We start from the raw sequence: 19,040 nt of genomic DNA on the forward strand, positions 1-19,040 counted from the left end.
TCAGGAGACTTCCGCGAGGCGTTCCAGGGAGGTGACGACCTCGCCGGGGCTCGGCATGGCCTCGGCCTCGGCGCGCAGCCTGCGGGCGGCTTCGGCGGGGCCGGGCTCGGTGGTGAGGCGGCGGACGTGGTCGCGGACCTTGTCGGCGGTGACGTCGCGGTGGTGGAAGTAGGCGCCCGCGCCCTGGCGTTGGAGCGCCCGGCCGCGCAGCTCGTGGTCGGAGACCAGGGTGGAGAGCACGAGTTGGGGCACGCCGTGGGCCATGGCGGTGGCGAAGCTGCCGTAGCCGCCGTGGTGGATGACGGCGGAGCAGGTCGGCAGCAGGGTGTGCAGGGCGACGGAGTCGACGGCGCGGGCGTTGCCGGGGAGGGCGCCCAGGGCCTCGCGCTGGGCGGGCAGCAGGGCGGCGACCACCTCGACGTCGTCGTCGGCGAGCGCGTCGAGGATCTGCGGGACGGAGACGTAGTCGCCGCCGTAGTCCTCGGTGTTGGAGGCGCCGAGGCTGACGCAGACCCGCGGGCGTTTGGGGGCCTCGCGCAGCCAGTCCCAGACGACGGCGCGCCCGTTGTAGGGGATGTGCCGCATGGGGAGTTCGGGCGAGGCGGTGGGCAGGGCGAGGGAGGCGGGCAGGGTGCTGACGGTGGCCTGGCCGTGCAGCATCTCCTCGTCGCAGGAGAACCCGAAGGGCTCGGAGCGGGCCGCCAGCCACTCGGCGAGCGGGTCGGTGCGCTCCGACTCGGGCTGTTCGGCGAGGAGTTCGAGGTAGGTCTGCCGGGTGCGGCCCCACACGTCGGCGCACCACATCAGGCGGACGTGGGCGGCCCCGGCGATCCGGGCGGCGACGGCACCCGCGTAGGCGAGGGGGTCGCGGACGACGACGTCGGGCCGCCAGCCCTGCGCGAACGCGGCCAGGTCGTCGATCATGGAGTCGTTGTAGACGGCGAACGCGTAGGGGACGCTCAGCGCGTAGCGTTCGCGCAGTTCGGGCCAGTCGACCTCGGGGCGTTCGCAGCGGCTCCAGTTGGCGGTGCGGTAGTCCTGGGAGTCGCGGTAGGCGGCCATGTCGTGGTGGATGCCGTGGTCGCTGCCGACGGGGACGGCGGTGAGCCCGGCGCGGGTGATGGTGTCGGTGGCCATGGGCTGGCTCGCCACGCGCACGTCGTGGCCCGCCGCGGTGAGCGCCCAGGCCAGCGGCGCCATCAGGTAGATGTGGGACTTCTCCGACAGGGTGACGAACAGGACCCGCATCATGCTCCCTCGGTTCGGTGGGCGTCCCGCGCGTCGGCCGGGGCGGGCGGCAGGACGGTGTCGATCCAGGCGGTGAGGGAGCCCGCGGTGGTGGCGGCGTGCGACTCCATCATCGTGAAGTGGTTTCCGGGGACGTCGACGACGGTGCCCGCGCCGTCCCAACTGCTGCGCCAGTCCCCGGAGTCGGCGCTCCCGTCGAGGGTGACGGGCGGTTCGCAGGGGCGGACGAGGACGACGGGGGCGGTGAGGTCGCCCGGGTCCCACTCGCCGATCATGCTGATGTACCAGCTCATCGCGGAGAGCCGGTCGGCGTCCATGTGGGCGAACATCGACTCCCGGTCGAACATCCCGCCGAGCATCTCGGCGGAGAAGCGGGTGAACGGCGAGTCGGCGCGCGGCATGTAGGTGTCGAGGAGGGCGACGCCGAGCGGCGGGTGGCCGGCCTGCTCCAGGTGTCGGGCGGCGGCGAGGGCGAGGACGCCGCCGGAGGAGGAGCCGGTGAGGACGAAGGGGCGGCCGTCGGCGCAGCGCAGGACCTGTTCGGCCTGGGTGCGGGCGACGACGTCGAGGGAGGCGGGGAGGGGTTCGCCGCGGCCGAAGCCCGGCGTGGGCAGCGCCCACACGTCGCGCCGCCCGCGGAAGGCGGACGCGAACCGGGCGTACTGGTGGACGCCCGCGAGGGCCACGTAGGAGCTGAAGCAGATCAGCGGCGCGCCCTCGTCCCCGGCGGCGAGCCGGAGCCCGGCGGACGGTGCGGGCAGCCCGGCCGGGGTGTCGAACACGGGCCGGAGTCCGGCGACCGCCTGGAGCAGGGCGAATCCGTCGTCGACGCGGCCCTGGCGGCAGGCGTCGCGGAACAGGGCGCCGACGGTGTCCTCGGCCCGCGCGGCGCCGGACGGCACGGCGGGGTCGGCCGGGCCGTCCCCGGTGGGGGCGGAGGCGTGGGCGGGGTCGGCGGCGTAGCGGTCGCTGAGGTCGGCGGCGAGGGCCTGCGGGGTGTCCAGGTCGAAGACGAGGGTCGGCGGGAGCCGGAACCCGGTGAGCGCGCCGAGCCGGTTGCGCAGTTCGACGGCGGTGAGGGAGTCGAAGCCGAGTTCGGCGAAGTGCCGGTCGGGCAGGACCTCGTCGGTGGTGTCGTGGCCGAGGACGGCGGCGACCTCCTCGCGCACCAGGGCGGTCAGCGCGGTGAGCCGTTCGGCGGCGGTCAGCGTGGCGAGGCGCGCGGTCCGGGCCCCGTCGGCGGCCGCGCCCCGGGCGGCGGTGCGGCGGGTTCCGGCGCGGGGTCCGGCCACGGGGGTGGCGCGGGCGACGGCGACGACGGCCGCGTCGGGTCCTGCGAGGGCCGCGTCGAACAGGGCGAGGCCCGTCTCGGCGGTGAGCGGCAGCATGCCGCTCCGGGACATCCGCTCGCGGTCGGCGGCGCCGAGTCCGGCGGTCATCGCGCTGTCGGCGGCCCACAGGCCCCAGGCGACGGAGGTGGCGGGCAGCCCGGCGGCGCGGCGCTGTCCGGCGAGGGCGTCGAGGAAGGCGTTGGCCGCCGCGTAGCCGCCCTGGCCCGCGGCGCCGAACGTACCGGCCGCCGAGGAGTACAGGGCGAACACCGTCAGGTCCAGGTCGCGGGTCAGCTCGTGGAGGTGCCAGGCCGCGTCCGCCTTGGGGCGCAGGACGGTGTCGATGCGGTCGCCGGTGAGCGAGGCGAGCGTGGCGTCGTCGACGACCCCGGCGACGTGCACGACCGCCGTCAGGGGGTGCGCCACGGGAATCCCGGCGAGGAGGTCGGCCACCTGGGCGCGGTCGGCGACGTCGCAGGCGACGAGGGTGGCCTCGGCGCCGTGGGCGGTGAGGTCGGCGAGCAGGGTGTCGGCGCCGGGGGCGGCCGGTCCGCCGCGGGAGGCGAGCAGGAGCCTGCGGGCGCCGTGGGCGGTGACCAGGTGGCGGGCGACGAGTGCGCCGAGGGCACCGGTGGCGCCGGTGATCAGGACGGTCCGCGCAGGGTCGAGGAGAGGGGTGGTGTCGCTGTCGGCGGTGTCGGTGGCCGGGGTGAGGTCGGGGGTGAGGAGGGTGCCGTCGCGGAGGGCGGCCTCCGGGTGGGCGGCGGCGATCGCGGCGGTCGCCGCGGCGGCGTCGGCGGGCGGGAGCGCGGGCCGTGCGGCCGTGGTGCCGGTCGCCGGGCCGGGGGCCGGGGGCGGGGCGAGGTCGAGGAGGTGGACGCGGTCGGGGTGCTCGCGCTGGACGGAGCGCACCAGGCCGTACAGGGCGGCGGCGGGCAGGTCGTGCGGGGCGTCGCCGGGGCCGGTGGCGAGGGCGCCGCGGGTGACGAGGACCAGGCGGGAGGCGGCGAAGCGGTCGTCGCCGGTCCAGGCCCGCAGGAGATCCGCGGTGGCGGCGAGGAGGTTGCGGGTCGCCCGGGGGGCCGGGGCGCCGGGGGCGGTGGTGGGGGCCGGGGCGGCGAGGACGACGGCGGGTGCGGCGGTGCCGGTGTCGACGGCCGCCGCGAGGGAGGCGAGGTCGGCGTAGCTCTCCAGGTGGACGCCGGAGGTGTCGAGGGCCTCGGCGAGGCCGCCGTCGCCCTGTCCGAGCAGCGCCCAGCGGACGGTCCCGGCGGCGGGCGCCGTAGGCCGGGGCGTGGCGGGGAGCCAGCGCCGGACGAGGAGGGCGGGCGGGGGCGCGGCGGCGGTGGGCCGGGCCTCGGGGAGCTGTGCGGCGGTGACGCGGCGCAGGACGAGGCCTTCGGCCGTGGCGACGGGCTGCCCGTCGGGGTCGGAGACGGCCACGGTGTACGTGTCGGGGCGGCCGGTGGGGGCCAGGCGGACACGGAGGGCGGTGGCGCCGGTCGCGTGCAGGGTGACGCCGTGCCAGGCGAACGGCAGGGTGGCGGTGGCCTCTTCGGCGCCGTCGGCGGTGTCGAGGGCGTCGACGAGGAGAGTCTGCACGGCGGCGTCCAGGAGGGCCGGGTGCAGGCCGTGGCGGGCGGCGTCGGCGTGGTGGGACTCGGGCAGGGCGACCTCGGCGTACAGGTCGTGGTCGTGGCGCCACACCCGGCCGAGCCCGCGGAACGACGGGCCGTAGGTGAAGCCGCCCGCGGCGAACCGCTCGTACCGGTCGGTGCCGCCCGCCGCGTCCGGGGCGACGGGGACGGCGCCCGGCGGCGGCCAGGCCCCGCTGAGCCGGCCGTCGGGGGCGGACTCCCCCGGTGCGGCGGGTTCCCGGGCGAGGAGTCCGCTCGCGTGGCGGGTCCAGGGGGCGTCCGGGGGCGCGTCGGCGGGCCGGGAGTGGACGCCGAAGGCGCGCCTGCCGTCGTCCTCCGGTCCGCCGAGGGCGAGCTGGAGCCGTACGGCGCCGGAGTCGGGGAGCACCAGCGGGGATTCCAGGGTGAGTTCGACGACGTGGCCGAGGCCGACCTGGTCCCCGGCGTGCCGGGCGAGTTCGAGGTGGGCGGTGGCGGGCAGGATGGTGCGGCCCAGGACGCGGTGGTCGGCGAGCCAGGGGTGGGTGCGGGTGGAGAGGCGTCCGCTGAGGACGAGTCCGCCGGTGTCGGCGACCGGGACGGCGGCCGACAGCAGCGGGTGTCCGGCGGGCTCCAGACCGGCGGCGGTCATGTCACCGGGCTGGTCGGTGGCGTCCAGCCAGTAGCGGCGCCGCTGGAAGGCGTACGTCGGCAGCGGCACCGGGTTCGTGGCGGGGAGTTGTCCGGCCCAGTCCACGCGGGCGCCGTCGACGTGGAGGGCGGCGAGCGCGGCGACGAGGGCGGAGGGCTCGGGCCGGTCCTTGCGCAGCACCGGGACGAAGAGCGCCGTGCCGGGGTCGTCGAGGGCGCCCTGGGCGAGCGCGGTGAGGGTGCCGTCGGGGCCCAGCTCCAGGAACCGCGTGGCGCCTTCGGCGTCCAGCGCGGTGACGGCGTCGGCGAAGCGGACGGTCTGGCGGACGTGGCGGACCCAGTGGTCCGGGGAGGTCGCCTCGTCGGCGGTGAGGGGCCGCCCGGTGACGGTGGAGACCAGGGGCAGCTGTGGGGCCGTGTAGGTGAGGCTCTCGGCGACCTTGCGGAAGTCGGCGAGCATCGGCTCCATCAGCGGGGAGTGGAAGGCGTGACTCACCCGCAGGGCGGTGACCTTGCGGTCCTGGGCGCGGAAGCGGGCGGCGATCTCCTCCACGGCCGCCGCCTCCCCCGCGATCACCACGGAGCGGGGGCCGTTGACGGCGGCGAGACCGACGCGGTCGTCCAGGAGGGGCCGTACCTCGTCCTCGGTCGCGCGGAGGGAGACCATCGTGCCGCCGTCGGGCAGCGCCTGCATCAACCGGCCGCGCGCCACGACCAGTTGGGCGGCGTCGGCCAGGGACCAGACACCGGCCGCGTGCGCGGCGGCGATCTCGCCGATCGAATGTCCGGCGAGCACGTCCGGGCGGACGCCCCACGACTCCAGCAGCCGGTACAGGGCCACTTCGAGGGCGAACAGGGCGGGCTGGGCGAACTCCGTGCGGTTCAGGGCGTCGGCGTGGTCGCCGTACACGATCTCCGCGAGGTCGAAGGGGAGTTCGGCGGCGACCGCGTCGAACGCGTCCGCGAAGACGGGGTACGTGGCGTACAGCTCCCGGCCCATGCCGAGGCGCTGGGCGCCCTGGCCCGCGAAGAGGAACGCCGTGCGGCCGTCCCGGCGGGTCACCCCCGAGAGGGCGTCGGCCGGGGCGGTGCCGGACGCGACCGCGTCCAGGGCGGTGACGAGGTCGGCGCGGTCCCGGCCCCAGACGACGGCCCGGTGGTCGAACAGGGAGCGTGAGCGGACCAGGGCGCCCGCGATGTCCACGAGGTCCGTGTCGGCCGCCGCGCCGCCCGCGTCGACGGTCCGGGCGAGGCGGGCGGCTTGCGCGCGCAGGGCGTGCCCGGACCGCGCGGAGAGCGTCCATGGCACCGGGCCGCCGGACGCCCCCGGACCGGGGGTGGCGGCGGGGCCGTCCTGCGCTTCCCCGGCTTCCAGGGGTGGCGCCGCGTCCGTCGGGGGTTCGGCCAGGACGACGTGCGCGTTGGTGCCGCTGATGCCGAAGGAGGAGACGCCCGCGCGGCGGGCGCGGCCCTCGGCGGCGGGCCAGTCGCGCGCGCTCCCGAGCAGGGCGACGGCACCGGACGACCAGTCGACGTGCGAGGACGGCTCGTCCACGTGGAGGGTGCGGGGCAGGGTGCCGTGCTGCATGGCGAGGACCATCTTGATGACGCCCGCGACACCGGCCGCGGCCTGCGTGTGCCCGATGTTGGACTTCACCGACCCCAGCCACAGGGGCTGTTCGCGGTCCTGGCCGTACGCGGTGAGCAGGGCCTGGGCCTCGATGGGGTCGCCGAGGGAGGTGCCCGTGCCGTGGGCCTCGACCGCGTCGACGTCGGACGCCTTCAGCCCGGCCGACGCCAACGCGGCCCGGATGACGCGCTGTTGGGAGGGTCCGTTGGGCGCGGTGAGGCCGTTGCTGGCGCCGTCCTGGTTGACGGCCGACCCGGCGACGACCGCCAGGACGGGGCGTCCGGCGCGGCGGGCGTCGGAAAGCCGCTCGACGAGAACGAGGCCCGCGCCCTCCGCGAACCCGGCGCCGTCGGCACTGTCGGAGAACGCCTTGCAGCGGCCGTCGGCGGCGAGGCCGCGCTGACGGCTGAAGTCGACGAACAGGCCCGGCGTCGACATGACGGTGACGCCGCCCGCGAGGGCGAGGTCGCACTCCCCCGCCCGCAGCGCCTGCACGGCGAGGTGCAGCGCGACGAGCGCGGACGAGCAGGCGGTGTCGACGGTGACCGCCGGGCCCTCCAGGCCCAGGGTGTAGGAGACGCGGCCCGACATGACGCTCGCCGAGTTGCCGGTGCCGAGGTGGCCCGCGACCTCGGCGGCGGTGGCCGGGTCGAGCGGACGGGACGCGTAGTCCTGGTAGTTGGTGCCCGCGAAGACGCCCGTGCGGGAGCCGCGCAGGGTCGTCGGGTCGAACCCGGCCCGCTCGAAGGCCTCCCACGCCAGCTCCAGCAGCAGCCGCTGCTGGGGGTCCATGGCGACGGCCTCGCGGGGGGAGATCCCGAAGAACGCCGGGTCGAAGTCGGCGACGCCGTCGAGGAAGCCGCCCTCGCGGGTGCTGGCCCGGCCGGGCGCGCCGGGCTCGGGGTCGTAGAGCCCGTCGAGGTCCCAGCCGCGGTCGGCGGGCCAGCCGGTGATGGCGTCGGTGCCGTCGGCGAGGAGCCGCCAGAACGCCTCGGGGGTGTCGGCGCCGCCGGGGAAGCGGCAGCTCATCGCGGTGATGACGACCGGGTCGCCGTCGGTGGCGCGGGGCGCGGGGGCGTCGTCGGCGGGGGCGGGCGCCGGGTCGAGGCCCGCGCGGAGGTGGGCGGCGAGGGCGACGGGGGTCGGGTAGTCGAAGACGAGGGTGGCGGGCAGCGGGCGGCCGAGGGCGCCGCTGAGGGCGTTGCGCAGCTCGACGGCGGTGAGGGAGTCGAAGCCGAGTTCGCGGAAGGAGTGGGTGGCTTCGACGTCCTGGGGGCCGCCGTGGTCGAGGACGACGGCGGCGTGGGCGCGGACCAGTTCCTCGAACGCGGGGCGCCGGTCGGCCTCCGGGAGCGCGGCGAGCCGCTGGACCAGGTCGCCGGGGTCGGCGGGGGCGTCGTCGGCCGCGCGGCGCGGGTCGGGGGCGGCGGTGCGGACGGCGAGGGCGCGCCGGGCCTCGGGCAGGTCGTCGAGGAAGGGGCGGGGGCGGGCGCTGGTGTAGGCGTGCGGGAAGAGGTCCCAGTCGATGTCGGTGACGGCGACGGTGGTGTCGTCGTGGTCCAGGGCCTGCTGGAGGGCGCGCAGCGCCAGGTCGGGGTCCATCGGGCGGACGCCGTGGCGGCGCAGGCGTTCCCCGACGGCGCCGTCGGCCATGCCGCCGTCGGCCCAGGGGCCCCAGGCGACGGCGGTGGCGGGCAGGCCGCGGGCGCGCCGCTGCTGGGCGAGGGCGTCGAGGAGGGCGTTGCCGGGGGCGTAGTTGGCGTGGCCGGGGGCGCCGATGGTGCCCGCGGTGGAGGAGAACAGCACGAACGCGCTCAGGTCGAGGTCCGCGGTGAGCGCGTCGAGGGTGCGGGCGCCGCCGACCTTCACCCGCAGGACCTCGGCGAGCTGTTCCGGGGTGAGGGTGGAGATGACGCCGTCGCGCAGGACGGCGGCGGTGTGGAAGACGGCGTCGAGCGGCCGGTCGGCGGGGAGCGCGTCGAGGAGGGCGGCGACCTGGCCGGTGTCGGTGAGGTCGCAGGCGGCGATGTCGACGTGTCCGGCGCCGAGGGCGGTGAGCTCGGCGCGCAGGTCGTCGGCGCCGGGCGCGTCGGGGCCGGTGCGGCTGACGAGGAGGAGGCCGGGGGCGCCCTTGCGGGCGAGGGCGCGGGCGACCTGGCGGCCGAGGGCGCCGGTGCCGCCGGTCACCAGGACGGTGCCGGTGGGTGTCCAGTCGCGGCGGGCGCCGAGGCCGCCGGTGGCGGCGCGGGCGAGGCGGCGGGCATGCAGTCCGGTGGCGCGGACGGCGAGCTGGTCCTCGTGGCCGATCCCGGCGAGGGCGGCGGTGAGCCGTGCGGCGGCGGGCGCGTCGAGGGTGGCGGGCAGGTCGATCAGGCCGCCCCAGCGCGGGGGCTGTTCGAGGGCGACGACCCGGCCGAAGCCCCAGACGAGGGCCTGGTGGGGCGCGTCGAGGGTGTCGGTGGGGCCGGTGGTGACGGCGCCCCGGGTGGCGAACCAGACGGGTGCCGTGCGGCCGAGGTCGTCGAGGGCCTGGACGAGGGCGACGGTGGCGGCGAACCCGCGCGGCAGGCCGGGCAGTCGCGGGTGCTCGTCGTCGTCGAGGGCGAGGAGGGACAGCACGGCGCGCGGCCCGTCGGGGCCGGTGGCGTCGAGGGCCGCGGTGAGCGCGTCGGCGAGGCGGGCGCGGTCGGCGTCGGGGCCGACGGGCACCGGGACGGGGGTGGCGCCCGCGCGGGCGAGCGCGTCGAGGACGGCGGCGGTCAGGGCGTGGCCGGGGTGCCCGGTCTCCAGGTGGGCGGCGGGCACGGGGACCAGCCAGGGCCCGCCGAGGACGGGTGCCGGGGCGGCCGGGAGCGGCTTCCAGACGACGCGGTGGCGCCAGGCGTCGACGGTGGCGGTGTCCCGGCTGCGCCGCCGGTAGTCGCCGAGCGCGGGCAGCACGGTGGCGAGGGTGGCCTCGTCCAGGTGGAGCGCGGCGGCCAGCGGCGCCGTGTCGTGGCGCTCGACGGACGCCCAGAACGGCGCGTCGAGGTCGCCGGAGGGCGCGGGCGCGGCGGGCCGGGCGGGCGTCGGCCAGTAGGTGCGGCGCTGGAAGGCGTACGTGGGGAGCGCGACGTGGGCGCGGGGAGCTGCGGCGGCGGTGGGCGCGTCGGGCTCGGTGCCGGTGGCCTCGGCGGGCACGGGCGTGTCCTGGGCGGCTGCGGGGAGGGCGCGGGCGGCGGGGACGGCGCCCCGGACGGCGAGTTCGGCGAGGGAGGTGAGGAAGCGCCGGGTGCCGCCCTCGCCGCGCCGCAGGGTGCCGGTGACGACGGTGCCGGTGGTGCCGGTCTCGTCGAGGGCGTCGCGGACGGCGGCGGTGAGCACCGGGTGCGGGCTGGACTCGACGAAGACGCGGAAGTCGTCGGCGGCGAGGGCGCGCAGGGTGTCGGCGAAGCGGACGGTGCGGCGCAGGTTGTCGTACCAGTAGGTCGCGTCGAGTCCGGTGGTGTCGAACCGGCCGCCGCTGACGGTGGAGTAGAAGGGGATGTCGGCCGGTCGGGGGCGCAGCGGGGCCAGGTCGGTGAGGAGGCGGTCGCGGAGGGCTTCGACCTGGGCGGAGTGGGAGGCGTAGTCGACGGGGATGCGGCGGGCCTGGGCGCCCGCGGCGGTGAGGGTGTCGACGAGGTCGCCCACGGCGTCGGCGTCGCCGGAGACGACAACGGAGGCCGGGCCGTTGACGGCGGCCACGGAGAGACGGCCGTCGTGGGGGGCGAGGTGACGTTCCACGTCGGCGGCGGGCAGCAGGACGGAGGCCATGCCGCCGGTCCCGGCGAGCGCGGTGATGGCGCGGCTGCGCAGGACGACGACGCGGGCGGCGTCGTCCAGGGTGAGGCCGCCCGCGACGCAGGCGGCGGCGATCTCGCCCTGGCTGTGGCCGACGACGGCGTCCGGGCGGACCCCGCGCGCCTGCCAGAACCGGGCGAGGGAGACCATCGTGAGGAACAGCAGCGGCTGGACGACGTCGACCCGGTCCAGGGTAGGGGCGCCGGGCGCGCCGCGCAGGACGTCCTCGGCGGACCAGTCGACGTACCGTTCGACGGCGGTGGCGCACGCGGTGAAGTGGCCGCGGAACTCCGTTTCCGTGTCGAGGAGTTCGGTGGCCATGCCGGGCCACTGGGGGCCCTGGCCGGGGAAGACGAACACGGTCCGGCCGTCGACGTCGGCGACGCCCTGGACGGTCCCGGCGGCCGGGCCGCCCGCGGCGAGGGCCTCCAGGCCCCGCAGCAGGGCGGGGCGGTCGTCGGCGAGGACGAACGCCCGGTGGTCGAAGGCGGCGCGGGTGGCGACCAGGGAGCGGGCGACGTCCGCGAGCGGGGGCGCGTCGTCGGCGCGCAGGCGGGCGTGCAGGGCGGCGGCCTGGGCGCGCAGGGCGGCGGCGGTGCGGCCGGAGACGAGGCAGGGGTGGGGGGCCGCGTCCGCGGTCCCGGCGACGCTGTTCGCGGCGGACCGGTCCCCGGTGGCGGGCGTGGCGGCGTCGGGGGCGGCGGTGTTCGGCGTGGCGGTGTCGGCTGCGGCGGGCCGCGTTCCGGCGGTGGCGGCCGGGGTCCGGTCCGGTACCGGCTGTTCGAGGATGATGTGGGCGTTGGTGCCGCTGACGCCGAAGGAGGAGACGCCCGCGACGCGGGGCCGGTCGGCGGCGGGCCAGGGCCGGTTCTCGGTGAGGAGGGCGACCCGTCCGGCCGTCCAGTCGACGTGGCTGCTGGGCCGGTCGACGTGGAGGGTGCGGGGCAGGGTGCCGTGCTCCATGGCGAGCACCATCTTCATGACGCCCGCGACCCCGGCGGCGGCCTGGGTGTGCCCGATGTTCGACTTGACCGAGCCGAGCCACAGCGGCTCCTCGCGGTCCTGGCCGTACGTGGCGAGGAGGGCCTGCGCCTCGATGGGGTCGCCGAGCGTCGTCCCGGTGCCGTGGGCCTCGACGGCGTCGACCTCGGCGGTGGAGAGCCGGGCGTCGGCGAGGGCCTGCCAGATGACCCGCTGCTGGGAGGGGCCGTTGGGGGCGGTGAGGCCGTTGGAGGCGCCGTCCTGGTTGACGGCGGAGCCGCGGACCACGGCGAGGACGGGGTGGCCGAGGCGGCGGGCGTCGGAGAGCCGCTCGACGAGGAGCATGCCCGCGCCCTCGGCCCAGCCGGTGCCGTCGGCGGCCTCCGCGAACGCCTTGCAGCGGCCGTCGGGGGCGAGGCCGCGCTGCCTGCTGAACTCCAGGAACAGTCCGGGCGTCGACAGCACGGTGACGCCGCCCGCGAGGGCGAGGTCGCACTCGCGGGCCCGCAGGGCGCGCACGGCGAGGTGCAGGGCGACCAGGGAGGAGGAGCAGGCGGTGTCGACGGTGACCGCGGGGCCCTCCAGGCCGAGGGTGTAGGAGACGCGGCCGGAGACGACGCTCGCGGCGTTGCCGGTGCCTACGTGCCCTTCGAGGCTTTCCTGGGAGGCGAGCAGCAGGGCCGGGTAGTCCTGGCCGTTGGTGCCCGCGAAGACGCCGGTGCGGGAGCCGCGCAGGGCGGTGGGGTCGATCCCGGCGCGTTCGAACGCCTCCCAGGAGATCTCCAGCAGCAGCCGCTGCTGCGGGTCCATGGCCATGGCTTCACGGGGCGAGATGCCGAAGAACCCGGCGTCGAAGTCCCCGGCGCCGGGGAGGGCGCCGCCGCGGGTGCTGTAGGTGCGGCCGGGGCGGCCCGGTTCGGGGTCGTAGTGGTCGGCGAGGTTCCAGCCGCGGTCGGTGGGCCATTCGGTGACGGCGTCGCCGCCGGAGCCGATGAGCCGCCAGAAGTCCTCGGGGGTGTCGGCGCCGCCGGGGAAGCGGCAGCTCATGGCGACGATGGCAACCGGTTCGCGGGACGCGGTCTCCGCCTCGCGCAGCCGCCTGCGCGTCTCGTGCAGGTCGCCGGTGACCTTCTTGAGGTAGCTGAGGAGTTTCTCCTGCTCGTTCACGTGTGCTCACCCACCCTGAAGGTCGTGTCGGTCCCGGCGGCGGCCGTGGTCTGCGGCGGCCGGGGCCGGGGGTTGACGTGGTCGTGGCCGCCGCGCGCGGGACGGCCGGTACGGTCGCGGCCGCCGTACGGCGCGCTGCGGTGGCGGCCGTCCGTGCGGAGGCCGGTGCGGTCGTGGTGGCCGTCGCCGTACGCGGGCCGGCCGGCGGTGCGGTCGGGTCCGGCGTACGGGAGTCGGCGGGGGCGCGGGGTCGGGGGGCGGCCGGTCATTGGATGCCGAGGTCGTTGTCGATGAGGGCGAAGAGGTCTTCGGCGCCCGCGGAGTCGATACGGTCCTGGAGGTCGCCGCCGGTGTCCTCCCCGGCGGCCGGGACGGTGGCGGGCGCGGCCCGGCCGCCGTAGCGGGCGGCGAGCGCCAGCAGGCGGGAGGCGATCCGGCCGTGTCCGGCGTCGTCGCCTTCGGTGTCGTCGCCGGTGAGCCGGGCGAGGGCCGCCTCCAGCTGGTCGAGGGCGGCGAGCGCGGGCGCCCCGGCGTCGTCGTCGGCGGTCAGGGACCGCAGGTGGCGGGCGAGGACGCGCGGCGTGGGCTGGTCGAACAGGAGGGTGGCGGGCAGTTGCAGGCCGGCGGCGACGCCGAGCCGGTTGCGCAGTTCCACGGCCATCAGCGAGTCGAAGCCGAGTTCGGTGAAGGCGCGATCCGCCTCGACGGCGTCGGCGGAGCCGTGGCCGAGGACGGTGGCGACGTGGCCGCGTACGAGGTGCAGCAGCAGCCGCTCCTGCTCGGCCTCGCCCAGTCCGGCGAGCCGGGTGCGCAGGCCGCCGTCCGCCGCCCCCGGCTCGGTGCCGTCGTCCGCCGTACGGGCCGACAGGGCGCGTGCCTCGGGGAGTTCGGCGAGCAGCGGGGCGGGCCGTACGGCGGTGAAGCCGGGCAGGAACCGGTCCCAGGCCACGTCGGCGACGGTGAGGCCCGCGCCGGTCCGGGCCGCGGCCCGGTCGAGGGCGGTGAGCGCGGCCTCGGGGTCGAGGGGGGCGACGCCGCCCGCCCGCAGCCGGGCCTCGGTGTCGGGTCCGGCCGCGGCCATGCCGTCCCCGGCCCACGGGCCGAACGCGACGGAGGTGGCGGGCAGTCCGGCGGCGCGGCGCTGTGCGGCGAGCGCGTCGAGGTAGGCGTTGGCGGCGGCGTAGTTGCCCTGTCCGGCGGAGCCGACGGTCCCGGCGAACGAGGAGAACAGCACGAAGGCGCGCAGGTCGCGGTCGCGGGTGAGGCGGTCGAGGGCGCGGGCGGCGGCCAGTTTGGGCCGCAGCACGGCCTCCAGGCGGTCCGGGGTGAGGGTCGCGAGGAGTCCGTCGTCGAGGACTCCGGCGGCGTGCACGACGGCGTCGACGGGGTGGGCGGCGAGCAGCGCGGCGAGGGCGTCCTCGTCGGCGGCGTCGCAGGCGGCGAGGGTGACCTCGGCGCCCGCGGCGGTGAGGTCGGCGCGCAGGTCGGCGGCGCCGTCGGCGTCGGGGCCGCGCCGTCCGGCGAGGACGAGGCGGCGGGCGCCGCGCGCGGCGAGGCGGCGGGCGACGCGGGCGCCGAGGGCGCCGGTGCCGCCGGTGATCAGGACGGTGGCGCCCGCGCAGTCCCAGCCGCCGTCGCCCGTACCGTCCGTGCTGCCGGGGACGGCCGCGGTGGTGTCGGCCGTGGGGGTCGCGTGGACGAGGCGGCGGGCGAACAGTCCGGCGGGGCGTACGGCGGTCTGGTCCTCGCGGACGGTGCCGGAGAGGAGGGCGGCGAGGCGTTCGGCGGACCGGGCGTCCAGGTCGGCCGGGAGGTCGACGAGTCCGCCCCAGCGCTGCGGGTGTTCGAGGGCGGCGACCCGGCCGAGGCCCCAGGTGGTGGCCTGGACGGGCGCGGTGAGCGGGTCGCGGCCGCCGGTGGCGACGGCTCCGCTGGTGGCCGCCCACAGAGGGGCGCCGGTCTCCAGGTCGCCCAGGGCCTGGCTGAGGGCGAGGAGGGCGGTGAGACCGGCGGGGGCCGCCGCGCCGCCGGACCGCGCCACCGTGCCGGCGTGGGCGTCCGCGGGCGTCTCGTCCAGCGACAGCAGCGACAACACGCCTTGCACGGAGTCCAGTTCGGGCAGCGCCTTCAACTGCTGGGCGAGCGTGCCGCGTTCGGCGCCCGCGCAGTCGACGGGGAACGGGAGGGGGTGTGCGCCGTGCGCGGCGAGGCCTTCCGCGACGGCGGTCGTCCAGGGGTCGTCGGCGCGGGTGGCGGGCACGGCGAGGAGCCAGGTCCCGGCGAGCACGGGCGGCGCGCCGTCCGGCACGGGCCGCCAGACCACCTCGTAGGCCGCGGCGTCGAGCGCGTCGGTCTCCTGGCGGCGCCGCCGCCAGGCGGTGAGGGCGGGCAGCAGGTCGCTGAGCGGGGTGTCGCCGGACAGGTCGTGCCCGGTGAGCGTGGCGAGGTCGCCGTCCGCGACGGCGGCCCAGAACGCGTCGTCGTCGCCCGCCGCGGTGCCGGTCGGCGCGGGCGCGGCGGGGTCGAGCCAGTACCGGCCGCGCTGGAAGGCGTACGTCGGCAGCTCCACCGTGCGGGCCGGGCCGGTGAGGCCGGTCGGGGCGGCGGCGAGGCCGCGTACGTGCAGCGCGGCGGCGGCCAGCAGGACGGCGGTCGCCTCGGGGCGGCCCCGCCGCAGCACGGGGACCGCGACGGGGAGTTCGACGCCCTCGTCCGCGCCGCCCGCCGGGCCGCCGGTGGCGTCGGGGGCGGTGAGGGTGTCGAGGGTGAGGGCGGCGAGGGAGCCGTCGGGGCCGAGTTCGACGAAGGTGCCGACGCCGTCCTCGCGGAGGGTGCGCACACCGTCGGCGAACCGCACGGTCTGCCGCACGTGCCGCACCCAGTGTTCCGGCGCGGTCAGTTCGGCGTCGGTGGCCGTGCGGCCCGTCACGTTGGAGACGACGGGGATCGCGGGCGGCGCCCAGCGCACGCCGCGCGCGACCTCCTCGAACTCCGCCAGCATCGCGTCCATATGCGCCGAGTGAAACGCATGGCTGACCCGCAAACGCCTAGTCTTTCGGCCGAGCGCCGCGAAATGACCGTCGATGTCCGACACGGCGTCCTCGTCCCCGGAGACGACGACCGCGGCGGGCCCGTTGACGGCGGCGATCGCGGCCCGCCCGTCGAGCAGCGGCAGCACCTCGTCCTCGGTGGCCTGGACGGCGGCCATGGCGCCGCCCTCGGGCAGGGCGTCCATGAGCCGGCCGCGGGCGGCGACCAGGCGGCAGGCGTCGTCGAGGGAGAGGACCCCGGCGACGTGCGCGGCGGAGAGTTCGCCGATGGAGTGGCCCATCAGGGCGTCCGGGACGACGCCCCAGGAGCGGACGAGCGCGTGGAGCGCGACGTGGACGGCGAAGAGGGCGGGCTGGGTGTAGGCGGTGCGGTCCAGGAGACGGGCCTCGCGGGTGCCGTCCTCGGCGAGGACGACGTCCGCGAGGGGCACGTCGAGGTACGGGGCGAACGCGTCGCACACCCGCCGGAACGCCTCGGCGTACACCGGGTGACGCTCCATCAGGTCGCGTCCGGTGGCGGGGCGTTGGGAGCCCTGTCCGCTGAACAGGAACGCGGTGCGGGTGGTGGGGCCGGTGCGGGCCCGGACGACGCTCGCGGCGTCCTCGTCGCGGGCGACGGCGGCGAGTCCGGCGAGGAGGTCGGCGCGGTCCTCGGCGACGACGACGGCCCGGTGGTCGAACAGTGCGCGCCCGGTGGCCAACGAGTGCGCCACGTCGGCCGGTTGGGTGTCGGGGTGGGTGGTGAGGGCGGCCCGGAGGTGTTCGGCCTGTCCGCGTAGGGCGGCGGCGGTGCGGGCGCTCAGCGGCCACGCGACGGGGCCTTCGGCGGTGTGCAGCGCGGGGGCCGACGAACCGGCCGGGGCGGGGGCCGCGGGTTCGGGGGTGCCCTCCTCCAGGACCACGTGGGCGTTGGTGCCGCTGATCCCGAACGAGGACACGGCGGCCCGGCGGGGCCGTGCGGCGCGGGGCCAGTCGCGGGCCTCGGTGAGCAGGGCGACCTGTCCGGCGGTCCAGTCGACGTGGCTGCTGGGCCGGTCGGCGTGGAGGGTGCGCGGGAGGGTGCCGTGGCGCATCGCGAGGACGGTCTTGATGACCCCGGCGACACCCGCGGCGGCCTGTGTGTGCCCGATGTTGGACTTCACCGACCCGAGCCACAGCGGCTGTTCGCGGTCCTGGCCGTACGTGGCGAGGAGGGCCTGCGCCTCGATGGGGTCGCCGAGGGAGGTGCCGGTGCCGTGCGCCTCGACGGCGTCGACGTCGGCCGGGGTGAGACCGGCGGCGCCGAGGGCGGCGCGGATGACGCGCTGCTGGGAGGGCCCGTTGGGGGCGGTGAGGCCGTTGCTGGCGCCGTCGGAGTTGACGGCGCTGCCGCGGACGACGGCGAGGACGGGGTGGCCGTTGCGGCGGGCGTCGGAGAGGCGTTCCAGGAGCAGGATGCCCGCGCCCTCGCCCCAGCCGGTGCCGTCGGCGTCGTCGGAGAAGGCCTTGCAGCGGTGGTCGCCCGCGAGGCCGCCCTGCCGGTCGAACTCGGCGAAGGCGCCCGCGGTGGCCATGACGGTGACGCCTCCGGCGAGCGCGAGGTCGCACTCGCCGGACCGCAGGGACTGGGCGGCCCAGTGCAGGGCGACCAGGGAGGAGGAGCAGGCGGTGTCGACGGTGACGGCGGGGCCTTCGAGGCCGAGGACGTAGGCGACGCGCCCGGAGGCGACGCTCGCCGCGTGCCCGGTCATCAACTGCCCCTGCGCGTCCTCGGGAACGGCGTGCGCGGCCGAGCCGTAGCCCTGGTAGTTGGTGCCGACGAACACGCCGGTGCGGGAGCCGCCGAGGCCGCGCGGGTCGATCGCGGCCCGTTCCAGGGCCTCCCAGGAGATCTCCAGCAGGAGGCGCTGCTGCGGGTCCATGGCGAGGGCCTCGCGGGGCGAGATCCCGAAGAAGTCGGCGTCGAACTCGGCCGCGTCGTACAGGAATCCGCCTTCGACGCCGTCGGCGTGCCAGCCGCGGTCGGCGGGGGGCGCGCCGATCGCGTCGACGCCGTCGGCGAGCAGCCGCCAGAACTCCTCCGGGCCGCGCACGCCGCCGGGGAACCGGCACCCGATGCCGACGATCGCGATCCGCGCGTCGTCCCCGGCCGGGTCGGCGGCGGGGGCGGCGGGGGCGCCGGGCGTGCTCACGGACGGTGTGCTGCCGCCGAGTTCGGCGCCGACGTGGCGGGCGAGGGCCTGCGGGGACGGGTAGTCGAAGACGAGTGTCGCGGGCAGCCGCAGTCCGGTGGCGGCGGTGAGGCGGTTGCGGAGTTCGACGGCGGTGAGCGAGTCGATGCCGAGACCGCGGAAGTCCCGTGTGGCGTCGACCGTCCGCGGGCCCGCGTGACCGAGGACGGTCGCGGTCTGGGCGCGTACGAGGTCGAGGACGGCCGTGTCGCGCTCGGCCTGCGGGAGGGCGGCGAGCCGCGCGCGGAAGCCGTCGGCGGCGCGGGCGCCGTCGCCGGACGCGGCGGTGCGGCGGGCGGGGGCGGCGGCGAGCCCGCGCAGCGGGGCGGGCAGGGCGGCGACGGCCTGCCGGTCCCGCAGCACTCGCCGGTCGAGCGCGATCGGCACGAGGAGCGGCTCGGGCCGTTCCAGCGCCGCGTCGAGGGCGCCGAGGCCCTGTGCGGCGCTCAGCGGCAGCATTCCGCCGCGCGCCATGCGCCGCAGGTCGGCCTCGTCGAGGTCGGCGGTCATGCCCGCGCCGGGCGCCCACGGTCCCCAGGCCAGCGACACGGCGGGCAGCCCCGCCGTGTGCCGCCGGGCGGCGAAGGCGTCCAAGTAGGCGTTGGCGGCCGAGTAGTTGGCCTGGCCCGCCCCTCCGAACAGGCCCGCGACGGAGGAGAAGACGACAAACGCGGCGAGGTCGAGGTGGCGGGTGAGGTCGTCCAGGTGGGTGACCGCGTCGGCCTTGGGCCGCAGGACGGCGGCGAGGCGTTCGGGGGTGAGTGACGAGACGACGCCGTCGTCCAGAACACCCGCGGTGTGGATCACGGCGGTGAGGTCACGGTCGGCGAGGAGTGCGGCGAGCTGGTCGCGGTCGGCCACGTCCAGCGCGGCGACCTCGACTTCGGAAGCACCCAAGTCGTTCAGTTCGGCTACGAGTTCGGCGGCGCCCGGAGCGTCCAGGCCGCGTCGGCTGGCGAGCAGCAGCCGCCGTACGCCGCGCTCGGTCACCAGGTGCCGGGCGACCAGCGCGCCGAGACCGCCCGTACCGCCGGTGATCAGAACCGTCCTCTCCGGGTCCAGCTGGGCCGGGACCGTGAGGACGACCTTGCCGACGTGGCGGGCCTGGGAGAGGTGGCGGAAGGCTTCCGGTGCCTTGCGCACGTCCCAGCAGGTCACCGGCAGCGGGGTCAGCGCGCCCACCTCGAACAACGCGACCAGGTCGGTGAGCATTTCCCCGATGCGGTCCGGACCGGCGTCCCAGAGGTCGAACGCCCGGTAGGTGACGCCCTGATGCTCGGCGGCGACCGTCTCCGGGTCGCGGACGTCGGTCTTGCCCATCTCCAGGAAGCGGC

4 protein-coding genes (1 of these 4 cut by a window edge) are annotated in these 19,040 nt (G+C 77.5%); all 4 read right to left on the reverse strand.

Translation table 11 applies throughout. From position 1 onward, the window contains the following. Tightly spaced (each overlapping or abutting the next), the 4 genes in view from ACIQPQ_RS09690 to ACIQPQ_RS09705 form a layout consistent with a single transcriptional unit that may run on beyond the window. The gene (locus ACIQPQ_RS09690) at positions 1 to 1,251 is read right to left on the reverse strand and encodes an activator-dependent family glycosyltransferase (protein WP_401302016.1); all 1,251 of its coding nucleotides are present in this window, start codon (positions 1,249 to 1,251) and stop codon (positions 1 to 3) included. Next, a complete protein-coding gene (locus ACIQPQ_RS09695) occupies positions 1,248 to 12,446 on the reverse strand; it encodes a type I polyketide synthase (protein WP_401302019.1) in 11,199 nt (3,732 codons plus the stop codon). The genes ACIQPQ_RS09690 and ACIQPQ_RS09695 overlap by 4 nt, the downstream gene beginning before the upstream one ends. Beyond that, entirely contained in the window at positions 12,443 to 12,715 is a 273-nt protein-coding gene (locus tag ACIQPQ_RS09700; protein ID WP_401302022.1) for a hypothetical protein, read from the reverse strand. Before ACIQPQ_RS09700 ends, ACIQPQ_RS09695 begins: the two co-directional genes overlap by 4 nt. Next, a protein-coding gene (locus ACIQPQ_RS09705; protein WP_401302025.1) for a type I polyketide synthase crosses the window boundary here: on the reverse strand, positions 12,712 to 19,040 show its end. 9,775 nt of this gene lie beyond the right edge of the window; the window shows 6,329 of its 16,104 coding nt (coding positions 9,776–16,104); the start codon falls outside the window, past its right edge — the gene reads right to left on this strand; it ends in the stop codon at positions 12,712 to 12,714. Before ACIQPQ_RS09705 ends, ACIQPQ_RS09700 begins: the two co-directional genes overlap by 4 nt.

This window comes from Streptomyces sp. NPDC091281 (assembly GCF_044757425.1).
Taxonomy (GTDB): Bacteria; Actinomycetota; Actinomycetes; order Streptomycetales; family Streptomycetaceae; genus Streptomyces.

What these genes read in the sequence shown, in the direction of transcription:
- ACIQPQ_RS09690 (WP_401302016.1), bottom strand. Translation starts at nt 1,251, where the DNA reads ATGATGCGGGTCCTGTTCGTCACCCTGTCGGAGAAGTCCCACATCTAC.
- ACIQPQ_RS09700 (WP_401302022.1), bottom strand. Translation starts at nt 12,715, where the DNA reads ATGACCGGCCGCCCCCCGACCCCGCGCCCCCGCCGACTCCCGTACGCC.